8 protein-coding genes and 1 pseudogene are annotated in these 13823 nt (G+C 32.3%); 8 read left to right on the forward strand and 1 reads right to left on the reverse strand.

Annotated elements, in window-relative coordinates; translation table 11 throughout:
- Positions 1-144 precede the first annotated feature (144 nt).
- The 6 genes from B096_RS0101475 to B096_RS0101500 all read left to right on the forward strand — a co-directional run bounded on the left by B096_RS0101475 (position 145) and on the right by B096_RS0101500 (position 10512).
- Positions 145-2079, forward strand: a complete 1935-nt coding sequence (locus B096_RS0101475) for a P-loop NTPase fold protein (RefSeq protein WP_018579008.1) — start codon at positions 145-147, stop codon at positions 2077-2079.
- Between the two features lie 50 nt (positions 2080-2129).
- Positions 2130-3140: an AbiH family protein gene (locus B096_RS0101480; protein ID WP_018579009.1), complete on the forward strand. Its 1011-nt coding sequence runs from the start codon at positions 2130-2132 to the stop codon at positions 3138-3140.
- Positions 3141-3450: 310 nt separating this feature from the next.
- Positions 3451-5046, forward strand: coding sequence for a type I restriction-modification system subunit M (locus tag B096_RS0101485; RefSeq protein WP_018579010.1), 1596 nt, complete (start codon positions 3451-3453; stop codon positions 5044-5046).
- On the forward strand, positions 5036-6205 hold the full coding sequence (locus B096_RS0101490) for a restriction endonuclease subunit S (protein WP_018579011.1): 1170 nt from the start codon (positions 5036-5038) through the stop codon (positions 6203-6205). Before B096_RS0101485 ends, B096_RS0101490 begins: the two co-directional genes overlap by 11 nt.
- A gap of 21 nt (positions 6206-6226) precedes the next feature.
- Entirely contained in the window at positions 6227-9391 is a 3165-nt protein-coding gene (locus B096_RS0101495; RefSeq protein ID WP_018579012.1) for a type I restriction endonuclease subunit R, read from the forward strand.
- 722 nt (positions 9392-10113) lie between these two features.
- A complete protein-coding gene (locus B096_RS0101500) occupies positions 10114-10512 on the forward strand; it encodes a hypothetical protein (protein ID WP_244264557.1) in 399 nt (132 codons plus the stop codon).
- 187 nt (positions 10513-10699) lie between these two features.
- Here the strand turns inward: B096_RS0101500 and B096_RS0101505 are convergent.
- Positions 10700-11849, reverse strand: a pseudogene (locus B096_RS0101505) (IS3 family transposase).
- An 826-nt stretch (positions 11850-12675) separates the two neighbouring features.
- Between B096_RS0101505 and B096_RS0101520 the strand changes: the two are divergent.
- Both B096_RS0101520 and B096_RS0101525 read left to right on the forward strand, forming a co-directional pair.
- A complete protein-coding gene (locus tag B096_RS0101520) occupies positions 12676-12918 on the forward strand; it encodes a hypothetical protein (protein ID WP_156813088.1) in 243 nt (80 codons plus the stop codon).
- Between the two features lie 166 nt (positions 12919-13084).
- Positions 13085-13348 carry a hypothetical protein gene (locus B096_RS0101525; RefSeq protein WP_018579017.1) on the forward strand — a complete coding sequence of 88 codons (264 nt, stop codon included), beginning with the start codon at positions 13085-13087 and terminating at the stop codon, positions 13346-13348.
- The last annotated feature ends 475 nt before the right edge of the window (positions 13349-13823 follow it).

Below are 13823 nucleotides of genomic sequence, written 5' to 3' on the forward strand. Positions count from 1 at the left end.
ACTTAGTACCATCCACTTTGGATTGATATAATTTATTTTTGGTAGTAGGTAACATAAGGTACTTATGATCCATAAGTAAGATATGATTTAGTATTTATATTTGTATTATAAATAGATTAATAAGAAAGCGAGTGTTGTAACTAGATGATTAAAATTGATAAGATTGACACCTCAGAAAATGCTAAAATATTTGCAAATATGATTAATGATTCACCTAAAACATATTTTTTAGATGGAAAATGGGGTAGTGGAAAAACTGAATATATAAAAGAGCTTGAGAAATATCTACGAAAGGATATCCGTGTTATAAATGTGGAGTTGTGGAAACCAAAAGATAAAAGTACCTTATCTCAATTGATGTTTGAAAGCATTTATCCGTTTAAATTCAAATTAATAAAAAGAATTATTAAGTTATTTATATTCTTTTCTGTTATGGGGAGTATGTTTATCGCATTTAAAGGTTTATCCTCGAAAGAATTTTCAGTATCAGAAACTGAATCAATGTTATTTGGGGTAATCTTGTCAATTTCAACAATCATAACAACGTTATATACGTTTATTGGTGCAAAATGGGTTGATTTGGATCGTTACTACATGGGTAAATCAATACAATCGCTTGTTGATATTAAAAGGCCTAAACTTTTAATTATTGATGATTTTGATAGATTAGAAGAAAGTGTTCGTAATGAATTGTTTTTGCTTTTTAATTCAATCCACGGAATAACGAGAGTCGTTTTTGTTGGCGATTTACAGAATCTTAATAACTTTAAATTAGATTATATGTCCAAAATAATCGATCAAAAAATTAGTCTTCCTTATCAGATGCATTCTTCAAATATAGCAGTTGAATTAGGAAAAAGAATAAAGAAAATTATTGATAATGATAATTTTCAATTCGATGTTATTCGTGAACTGTTTGAGAAGGAGATGAGGACTGCAAGAGATGCAAATCATCTCCTCGCTTACATTCAACAGGAATTAATCAGTAATGGGAAATTAGGGAAAGTTCAAATTTCTCAGCAAATTTTAATAATATATCTCTATTTATTCCATGGTGAACTTTATCAAAGGCTTCTAGAAAAACTATTGCCGGATGAAAATGAAATATATTTGAATGCATATTTTTTTAGGGGATTGGAAGAATATTCTAGTGATTCTGAAATGAATGATGATATAAAATGGGATGCAGAATTCTATACAAATTATTTGTTGCAACCGAATGGCAATAACCCTACTGATTATATATCAAATAGAAATGCCTACTACATTAATGAAATTACGAATATTCATTCTATCTTCGAACTAAGGGATATTTTGAATAATGATGACTTAGAGTTGAAAAATATTTTTATGGATTCTAAAAACTCATTACTATACTCCGAGTTTTTGAATTATATAAATCGAATGAGTATAGAGGAATATAATTCTGTGAAAAAAATATTAGAAGAAAATTCAATTATTACTATGAAATCAGAAGTGCGCCATTCTCCGAATGAGCTAATCAGGCTAATATTTGGAAAAAAATTAGAAGAAATTGATAAATTTTTCTTTAACAATGGTCAGTATCAAAGTATAAAGACTGAAAAATTATTTTGTTTATTTGATGAATGGTTTGATCGATACAACGATGAAGAGATCATTTCTGTTTTTGAGAGAATTTATTATTATCGGGTCAATTTTAATTTAGATGGCGAAATCTATTACGATTCTGATACACGATTCAGGAGTATTCCTCACATAAATCGTGATTTGATAAAAACTACCTATTCTAAAAATGCTTATGAAAGAATAGAATCACAAGATTTCGGAAAAAAAGATTATGATGCGGAGGCATTGCTAGTTTTAATGAATACACAATTAAATAGAGATAGTATTTCCGAGTTCGAAGAAAATAAAGAGTTAATTGAAAAGCTAAAAAATAGTGAATACTTGGCACTTTGGGATGCTTTTGGAATTAGACCAGAAACTGACTCAAAGATTGGGCAGTACCTAGTTTATGGAGATGTACTAGACTTTCCCTATGGTAATCAGAAATACAAGGAAGTTGTTCTTGAAAAAATTATTTCCATAACTAATTAGCAAATTTTTATGAAATTAGATTTTTAATATTGTAGAAAGAAGATAATTATATGCATAATAATACACTAATTATTATTGGTAATGGTTTTGATTTACATCATGGATTAAAAACTCAATACAGTGATTTTTTTAGAAGTTATTACGAAAAACAAAGTGTTGCTGAATTCCAGAGGATTTTAGCAGAAAATGTTGATCTAGATTTGACGAATAATTGGCTAGACATAGAAGAACTTATTGCTATAGCACGAAAAGAGAGTGCTCTTGAGGAAACCGACCAAATAATTCGTAACAATACTGAGTTTACAGGGTATTATCTAGAATTTTCAAAAGTTATAGAAGATCTTAAAATACAATTTAGGAACTATCTGTTAGAAATTTATAAACCTGAAAATATTGAAATGAATCTTTGTTTACAAGAAATTTTCAAACCCGATAATTTAGTTGTTAATTTCAACTATACTAATACAGTTCAAGATGTATATGGTATAGAATGTATTCATCCTCACGGTAGTCTCGAAGAAAATTTTATTATCTTGGGGCATGGTCTAGAATCGATTCCTCATAACTTTGTAGGTGGTCACTATGACAGATATAATAAAGACTATCTAAGAGATGAGCTAAGATTTATAAGAGGGCTTAAATATAATAATTATTCGAGTAATCAAACCGAAGAAGCACATAATTACTATGTTCAGGAGATATCGATTAATAGAGGTGTTGATGGCCACGGTGCTGGTCTGATTGTGAAAAACAATTCGAAATTATTGGAGTATGGTATCAAAGCTTTTATTGAAGATTTAAGTAATAATTATAAATCTATTCCTTTTAAATTTGGAATCCCAAAAGATAAACTAAAAAGTGTTGATACTTTAATTGTCTTAGGTCATAGCATTAAGGCTGATAAGGATTTTTTTGAAGGTATTGATGAATTGTGTGATATTCGCGAAGTAATTGTTTACTCTCATAACAAAGAATTGCAAGAAGAAATTGAACGTATTAATACACTTAGAAAAATTTATGGAAGTGCAAGAATGATTACTAGATCATATTTGGAGTATTAATGATATGCTTCATACAAACAGATTAAAAGGTTAGCAAAAATCTACAAAAAAATGAATTAGAGTGATACTAACTTGTTCATAAATGACAAGATTCGAAAAAATATACTCTATTAAGTGGATTATTATTAATTTATGTATAATTAATTTCTATGTATGATTTCTTTAATTAAAACCGTCCTCGGGCACCAAAATTTTAGAAAACAGCCGCTATAAAGCGGTTTTTTTATATACTCGCAAGTTAGTATTCATCATTAAAACAAGATGAATAATGTGATATGATAGAACATATAGAAGAAATAAAGGGGTAACTATGACAACGAACTTACATACAAAATTATTTGGTGCGGCAGATCATTTACGAAGTAAAATGGATGCTTCAGAGTATAAGAATTATTTATTAGGTTTAATTTTCTACAAATACCTTTCGGATAAGTTGCTGGTTGAAGTTGTAGAACTTTCGGGTGCAGAAATCCAAGACTATCCTACGAAGGAACTGCAAGTAACGCTTTATCATGAATTAACAGCGGATTCAGATGCTAAGGAAGCATTGGAAGATGCGATGATCGACAAATTAGGATACACCATTAAGGAAGAATTCTTGTTCTCGGAACTTGCTGACAAGGCAAAACAAAATATATTTCAATTAAATGACTTAAAGCAAGCATTTCAAAATTTATCATCTTCTTTTGACCAGTTTAATGGGCTGTTTGATGACGTAGATCTAAGTTCGAGAAAGCTCGGTTCTGACGATCAACAACGTAATATTACAATTACTGAAGTTATGAAACAACTTAATGATATTGATGTCTTAGAACATAATGGTGATGTGATCGGTGATGCTTACGAATACTTGATTTCACAATTTGCATCGGATGCTGGGAAAAAAGCGGGAGAATTCTATACTCCACATGAAGTATCGGTCATGATGGCCCGTATTGTCGCTTTAGGCCAAGAAGATAAAAGACTCTTTAGTGTCTATGACCCAACCATGGGTTCAGGCTCTCTAATGCTTAATGTTCGTAAATATTTAAACCATCCTGATACTGTTAAGTATCACGGACAAGAACTTAATACAACAACTTATAACCTGGCAAAGATGAATCTAATCCTTCACGGTGTTGAAAATGAGGACATGAACATTCGCAATGCAGATACGCTGAATAAAGATTGGCCAACCGAAGAGCCATATCTTTTCGACTCAGTTCTCATGAATCCTCCGTATTCCGCAAAATGGTCAGCTGATGATAAATTTCTGGATGAGCCACGTTTTAATCGATACGGAAAACTAGCTCCAAAATCTAAAGCGGATTTTGCATTTTTACTTCATGGATTCTACCATTTAAAAGACTCAGGAACTATGGCGATTGTATTGCCTCATGGTGTTCTCTTTAGAGGTGGTGCAGAAGGGGTTATTCGCGAAAAATTATTGCGTGATGGTAGTATTGATGCAATTATCGGAATGCCAGCAAATCTATTCTTTGGAACCTCCATTCCAACAACTGTCATTATCCTAAAGAAAAACAGAATGAATCGTGATGTGCTGTTCATTGATGCAAGTAAAGAATTTGCGAAAAATAAAAATCAAAATAAGCTTGAAGATGAGCATATCGATAAGATTGTGGAAACATATAAAAAACGCAAGACTTTTGACAAGTATTCATATGTTGCGTCGTTTACTGAGATTGAAGAAAATGACTTTAACCTTAATATTCCAAGATACGTCGATACCTTTGAAGAAGAAGAACCTGTAGATCTCTTTAAGGTTGGCGAGGAGATGAAAAATCTCAAAAAAGAGAAGCAAGAATTGAAACAAGAATTGCTTAAAATGATGCAGCAATTGAAATACTCCGAAGAAGACGCGGCTTGGATGCGTGGAGCATTTGAGGTAATAGACGATGAAGAATAAACCTGATATTAGATTCGATGGATTTAATGAGGATTGGGAACAACGTGAACTGGGGAATGTATCAGATATTATTGGTGGTGGAACACCGAGTACAAATAATTCTAAATATTGGAACGGTGATATTGATTGGTATTCTCCAGTTGAGATTGACGAGCGAATTTATGTTTCTGGTAGTCAAAAGAAAATAACAAAATTGGGAATAGAAAAGAGTTCAACGAAAATATTACCTGTTGGCACTGTGCTTTTCACTTCTCGTGCAGGTATCGGAAACACAGCAATATTGGCAAAAGAAGGTTGTACCAATCAAGGTTTTCAGTCAATCATCCCATACAAAGATGAATTAGACAGTTACTTTATCTATTCCAGAACGAATGAATTGAAACGCTATGGTGAAATGACTGGAGCAGGATCCACCTTTGTAGAAGTTTCTGGAAAACAGATGGCCAAAATGCCGATTTTTATTCCGAAAATTGAAGAACAAAAAGTAATAGGCTCGTTCTTTTCTAGATTAGACAACCTCATCATCCTTCATCAGCGTGAGTTAGAAAACTATAAACTATTTAAAAAAGGCTTTTTGCAAAAACTCTTTCCTTCAAATAGTGATATAAATCCTTCAATTAGATTTGATGGATTTACTGGTGCTTGGGAACTGAGAAGCGTCGATGAAATATCAAATAGATTTGATAATTTGCGAATACCAGTTTCAGCTTCAGAGAGAATAAAAGGAAATACACCTTATTATGGAGCAAATGGAATTCAAGATTATGTTGAAGGGTTTACGCATGATGGAGAGTTTGTTTTAGTTGCAGAGGACGGAGCTAATGATTTGAAAAATTACCCTGTACAATATGTAAATGGCAAGGTTTGGGTTAATAATCATGCACATGTTCTACAGTCAAAGATTGGAACTTCAGACAACTTATTTCTTATGAATTCATTTAAAAACATCAATATTGAACCCTTTTTAGTAGGTGGAGGTAGATCCAAACTTAATGCAGACGTTATGATGAAAATTTCGTTTCCGATTCCAAGTTTGCACGAACAAACTCAAATCGGGTCATTCTTCCAATCACTAGACCACCTCATCACCCTTCATCAGCGTGAGTTAGATAATTATAAAGAATTGAAAAAAGGATTCCTACAAAAGATGTTCGTTTAGTTTGAATAATAGGGGGCTACTATGATTAGAAAATATGATAATGAGTTAGAGTTAGAGCGTAAATTAATTGAGAGTCTTGGAGAGGGTCATAATCAATGGACTTACCGTTCTGACTTAAAAAGCGAAGCGGATTTATGGAGCAATTTAAGAGAAAAAATAACACGAAATAATTTGGATGCATTAAATGATGTGATGCTTACGGATTATGAATTTGAGCTGATTAAGACGGAGTTGTTAAGTAAAACAACAACGCCTTTTAATGCTGCCAAGTGGTTAAAAGGTGAAAATGGCATTGCTCGCATCACGATTGATCGTGAGGATGTGTCACTTGGGTCGTTGTCGCTAGTGCTGTATTCGAACCGAGATATTGGTGGAGGGATATCATCCTATGAAGTGGTAAATCAAATTGCGACAAAACCATCGAATGCGGATGGAAGAGATCGTCGTTTTGATATCACATTATTGATTAACGGTTTACCTATTGTTCAAATTGAATTAAAGCAGGTACGCGCCAAAGACGGGTTTTACCAAGCTTTCAGACAAATAAAAAAATACGCAGAGGAAGGATTGTTTAGAAATAATATTTTTTCTACATTGCAATTATTTGTCATTTCAAATGAACAGACAACGCGATATTTTGCAAATGCAATGCCCGAGCAGATGAATGAAAAGTTTTTATTTAGCTGGCGTACAAAAGATAATGAGCGCATTGAGGATATTTATGAATTCTCAAAACAAGTTCTAAATATACCGGATGCGCATCGACTTATTGCGGATTATACTATTGTGAGTGAAGATCAAGATAACAAAACACTGATGGTCTTGCATCCCTATCAAATTCATGCAATTGAATCATTATATCGTGCAGCAATGCAACATCAATCCGGATATATTTGGCATGCTACAGGGTCGGGGAAAACATTAACAAGTTTTGTATCGACAAAATTATTAGCCCGAAAAACAGGTGTCGATCGTACAATCATGCTTGTGGATCGCAAAGATTTGGATAATCAAACAACGGGCGAGTTTACCAAGTTTGCATCTGAATTTAACACTGGGATATCAACCGGGACAGCATCATCAAATAGCTTGATTGTTGGAACGGGAAGTTCACGAGAACTCAGTGAAGCACTGCTTTCAGAATCTAATACGAATACCATTATTGTAACAACGCGACAAAAGCTTGACGCAGCGATGCGATATGCAGAAAAACTTGAACAAGAACGTGGCACCCAACGGTTTAAAAAATTAGTCGGGTCTCATATCGTATTTGTTGTCGATGAGTGTCATCGTGCAGTGAGTTCAGAAGGGATGGAAGAGATTAAGAAATTATTCCCTAACTCGACTTGGTTTGGTTTTACCGGTACCCCAATTTTTGAAGTGAATAAAAAACAAGCGCAAGGACGACTTGCTCGAACTACCGAAGATCAGTATGGGCCTTGCTTACATACGTATACAATTAAGAATGCTCTTGATGATCACTCTGTTTTAGGATTTCAGGTGGAGCATGAAGATACCGTTGGGTCTCTGGAACTTGATAATGCGATTTTTAGATTCATGCGACATTCAGATGCAAATAATGATCTTTCCGATAACGAACTGAATGAAGTAATTAATAAAATGGAACCAATTGATAAAGAGAAATATTTATCAAATAGTCATTATGATAATCAAAAGCATATCGACACAGTTATTTATAAAATATTAAAACCTGATAGTGCATCCATTAAGTTTAAGTTCAAAAATGGTAAACCGACTATGTCTGCAATCTTAACAACGTCCTCGATTGATATGGCAAAGCGATACTATAAGTCAATTAAAGCATTTACTGAAAAAGAAAAGTGGCATAAAATAAACTATGCGGATGCAAAACTGCGTGAAGGGTATGCAATTGATGATCCGGACTTTCCACGTGTTGCGATTACGTACTCGTTACAAGAAAATGATGATCAAGCTTACGAGATTCAAAATGAAATGAATGAAATTATTAATGATTATAACCGAGCTTACGGTACATCATGGCGTGTTGAAGACATCGATCGTTATAATGGCGATATTAATAATCGCCTCGCACGAAAAAAAGGGGAGTATAAAATTCCGGGGAATCAAGTTGATCTCGTGATTGTGGTTGATCGCTTGCTTACTGGTTTTGATGCACCGACAATTCAAACACTGTTCGTTGATCGAAATTTGATGTATGCAAATCTTATTCAAGCATTTTCTCGAACCAATCGTACTTATCCTGGCAAAGAAAAAGGTCTCATTGTAACATTTAGAAAACCTGAAACAATGGCGAAGAATGTAGAAGAGGCGACTTTACTTTATTCAAATGATAATACGAATGATAGCGGGCTAATTTATCCGTCGTACGAGGAATCAAAACGTAAGTTTAATAAAGCATCATTAAAATTCAATAAGCTAGTCAAAGGGCCGATAACGTTCAGTGAGGACGCACCCATTGAGAACAACATCGAATTTGTGAAAGCCTATCAAGAACTAACACGATCTTACGAGGCCTTAGTCACTTATGACGATTTTAATGAAGTGATTGCGACGTCAAAGACATTACAAGAAAAAGTAGCGTTATTACATGATAATGAAGGACTTTATCATACTATCAAAGCTTCATTGATGCTCGAAGAAACTGAGAAAAAAGAACCTATGGATTTAGGGGATGTGGAATTTTATAGTGATATTGCATCAACGATATATGATGTTGATTCAGCTTATATTACGAAATTACTGGGCTTGTACGCACCTTATAATTCATCAGTGCGTGAAGATATTGAAAAAGCAATGGACAAACTAAACAAATCTGAATTCATAAAAAATATCTATAGAGCTATATTAAATGATATTGACTCAGGAATAATTAAGCCTGACGATGATACACATGCGGTTAAGCGATATTATTTCAGTGAAGCGAGAGATTCAACGATCAGCTTGTTTGCACAGGAATGGTGTGTCTCTGAAGATGAACTGATGATTTCAGCGGTTCAATATCGCATTGGTATGGAAAAGATTCCTAATATAGGAAGAATAACGAGTTCAATGAACTCTTCCGACTATGGTAAGAGACATAGTATTGATAAAGTAATACCTTTTATTTATCATACGAAAATTAAAGAGGCATGGTCAGATCTTCTAAATCATCAAATACTTGAAATTGATGCGGAATTGAGTTAATAATTTTGGCAAGATAAAAGACTCATTCAATTCAATGAATGAGTCTTTTGTTCGACTAAATTGCTCCAAATATTTATTAGTGGTATTTAATGTGAACTTAGTAAACTAAAACACTAAAATTTATTATTTAGAAATTTTAGAGAAAAAAACTTGTATACAAACTCATACATGATATAATAATTATAGTAAATCGACTTAAGTTATATCTTAGAAGGAAAAACACTTCTGCAGTTTGTGCAGGATGGCTTATCCCACCATTTAAAATTTAAACCCACTATTAAGTGGGTTTTTTCGTGTTTGAATTTTTAAAGTTACCAAAATAAAGAAACTTTTTAATTTATGAGAAATTTTTTCTTTTCTCTAAGAGTATTGAGGATCGCAACTCCTGTTTGACTATGAATGTTATGGTTCAACATATCAGTAATATCTTGGGACTATTGAAAAATTTAAATAATGTTTTAGGCATAAATATGACTTACCTTATGAAGTGTAGATTAAGAATTATACTTGTCTTTTTATACAATTTACGTTGTCATCTTTAGATAGACTCTAGAGTTACTAAAGTTCTATTTTTTCTTATAAAATGAATTATAATAAATATTTGGTATGCAGATGATAGATAATGATATATGTACATAATTGATTTATTAAAAATGATAGAAGCGGATTAAAACATGTATAATATAAATAAAGGAGGGGTTCACTTGAAGAAAATAATGATTATGTTAACACTAATATTAGTGTTTATCACTGGTTGCAGCAAACAAGATGCAATGAAGGTAATGCAGGAAGACATACAAAATAATGGCATTGAGAGTGCACACGTACAACTAAGAATTGGAGGAACAATCACGGAACGTAATGTCATGGAGGAAGATATACAAACACTCCAAGAAGCAATGAGTGAATTTGAAGTTGAAAAAATTCCTAAACATAAAATGGAGCTCCTCTACGGCAGTGTGACTGAACTAAAATTAAAACTCAAAAACGGATCAAACTATGAGATTACTGAGATAGGTAATACTTATTTGATTGTTAATGATAAGAATTATATTATCAAAAATGATAGTTATGATACTTACAGTACTTGGGTAGATTCAGTATTTAATTTAACGTTTTAATTTTAGATTTCCTTATTTGATAATGTAATAGAATGTAAAATTGTCACTAAATCTGCTATTATTAATTAAAGGTTATCAGCGACCAAGGGGAAGATCCGAATGCTGACAATTGTAAAGAGGTTAAAACCTCAATAAAAAATTAGTGTGCCCGGTACTGACCTATAGTTTTGGTATCCCCCCAAAAAAGTTAAGAGCTGGAGTGTGATTTTCGATATTCGATCGGAGATTTATACCCCAGCCTTTCTTGTATTCTATATTCATTGTAATATTTTATATATTGTATCACTGTTTGTGATACAATTTCATTAGAACTCTTTAGTTGAGGTTCTAAATGGAATGTTTCATGTTTCAAGTATCCATGAAATGTTTCTATTGGGGCATTATCAGATGGTTTTCCTGGTCGGGACATACTCATCGTAATGCCTTTTTCTTTTACCTTAATTTGATATGAGTGTGCTGTATATACTGATCCTTGGTCACTGTGAAGGATACAAGATTCATTTAAATTTGGAAGGTGGTTTAAGGTATCTAGCACACACTCTAGATCCTGCTTATCACTAATCGTATATGCAATAATTTCTCGATTATATAAGTCCATAATACTCGATAAATAAAGCATTGACTTTCCAAAAGGCAAATAAGTTATGTCTGTCGATAACTTCTCAAAGGGACGATCTGCGTTAAAATCTACATTGATGATATTTTCTACTATCTTAAATGGTTGTCCAGTTGATTTTCTGCGTTTTGGCCTTACTTTACAGTTCAAGTTATTCTTTTGTATTATCCTTTGAACGGTATACTTATTTGCTCTCATTTCTTTATTCACAAGATATGTAATTTTACGATATCCATATCTATACTTATTTTCTGCACAAAGAGTCTTCACTAGTTTGACAAGCTTTGAGTCTTCTTTATCGATTGAAATCTCTTTTTTCCATCTGTTGTAAGTAGTTCTTGAGATGTTTAAGGTTTCCAAGACTTTCTTTTGAGTTATTTTGCCTCTATAAAAGTCTACTAACTGAATGATTACTTCCGGTTCCACTTCCTTTCCAACTCCGGATACTTTTTTAAGATATCGTTCTGCATTTCCAACTGCTTTATTCTTTCTTTATCACTCGTATTCTGAATTGTATCCGAACTATGTCCATAACTGTATTGCTTTCCTATTGGTTGATCAAAACGATGAAATTCTCCGTCTCGATGCCAGTAATACTAAGTATAGACTTGCGATTCACTCTTGATATTTAACTCACTCATAATTTCCTGTACAGGAACTCCAGCGGCCCCATTTCGACTGCCTTTAATTTAACTTCTCTTGTATAAAAATTATTTTTCATATAAAAAATACCTCCATCTTTCTATTTTACAATGAATTGATAGAAGTATTCTTTTTTTATTAAGTACCACTAAACTAGATTAGTTCATTTCTTAGTTGAAGGTGGTCTTTTTTTGTGCAATCATGTATTATTAATTTATCATTAGTTGGATAGAAAAAAGGAAAGGGCTACAATGAATGAAGATATATACATATTCATTGATGATTCTGGGAAAATTGATAATAATACAATTTTTATTTATGGATGTGTATGTTTTATAGACTGAAAGAAAAAGATAAGGCAAGTAGACTTTGTTTAAACATTAAAAATGATTTTTTTAGTTCAAATGATGAAATGAAATTTAGGAACATAGTTTGAACTGAAGGGAAACCAGATAGAAAAAAAATTCTAAAATTGCAAAGAAAATTGGAAGGATTTATACGTGTTGTTCCCATGTAAGTATTCCTCATATTGAAAGGGTTTATCTAAATAATTTTGAATCTAGGTGTAGATATGGTGTCAATAATATGCAGTTTGGGATGCTAAAGGGCGAGATTGCGAAAATTGAAAATGGGACAATTTTACAAGAAACTAATCACGGAAATCAAACATACTATCGCATTAAAATTTTTGTGGATTCATACATTCTTAAAGAGGGTTATGGTGATAAGACCATAGAGGTATACAATCTATGCCTATTCAGGCACAGATTGTATACGAAGAAGAAACATATTTAATGTGGATTCTGGAGATATTGAATTTTTAAAAATAGCAACACACAAAAGTACAACATAAAAAAAGGAGATAACAATATGGAATTATTTTTATCGAACTCGAACAAGAAGAAATGATGTATTTAGATGGTTGTTGGAGTATTAATCAAGTAGTAAAAAACTGCGTTGGACTTGCAGCATTAGCAGGTTTAGCGGTAGCTAAAGCAAACCCAGGATTAGGATTTTGGGGATTAACTGGAAAAGTTTCGGTAACAGCAGGAAAAGCATTTTGGACATTGCCATTGTGGGCGAAAGTAGCTGGATTATCAGCAGGTACTGCAAAAGTTTGGGCAATGGGAGAGTATGATCTCGGGTAATAACTAATAACATAGAAAGGAAGCAAGTTTAAAATGAAAAAACTGATCTTATTTATTCTCACTGTTGCAATTATCTATAGTTTTTTTTCAGTTAAGTTGTTATAACATGATAACTGTGTTTTATACAACCTTATATATTTATTTGTATCAATTTAGTGAGGTTGATATGAAATACTATATATTTTTAGGAATTTCAATAATTGTTGTTGCAAAAGGCCTGTATGGATATAAGTTTAAACCATTGAGGTATTTGAAAATGTTTGAGATGGAGTATTCATTTCAAAATTTACTTGAATTATTTGCATGTGCAATGTTTTTAATATACTATTACATAAAAATTGGGAGTATTATAGATGCTGACTCTATAATTACGTTACCCTCATTAATTATTTTTTTCTACTTTTCAGTGTTTATTTCAGAGGATGGCTAATATGACCATGTATAGAATGATGATAGTGCTTATCACCATGATAATCATACTAGAAATAGTTTCTAAATTATTTCAAAAAAAAATAGACTTAAAAAATAATTTAGAGGATGATATTGATAGAATCATTAGTATTTTAGATGATAGGTATCTTCTTCCAAATTATATTATAAAAACGAATAGTAAAACATTTTCATACACATTTGCTAAAAACAAGATATGTATTAATAACCGAAAACTTATTGGACACAATTTGATTAAGGGAATACACGAGATAGCACACGGAATTGATGCATCCACAAAGATAACGAGCGCAATTTTTGTGATAATGCCTCACATCAGGATTGCAAGATGGCTTATGATTGCAATATTACTTCTCTCAAGGATCATGCTGACAATTAAATCTGAGCCAATTATATATATGTATCTGGGACTAAGCATTTTATATGTTTTTAGCCTTATCTATATAGAGTCAAGG

The sequence above is a fragment of the Erysipelothrix tonsillarum DSM 14972 genome (assembly GCF_000373785.1).
GTDB lineage: Bacteria > Bacillota_I > Bacilli_A > Erysipelotrichales > Erysipelotrichaceae > Erysipelothrix > Erysipelothrix tonsillarum.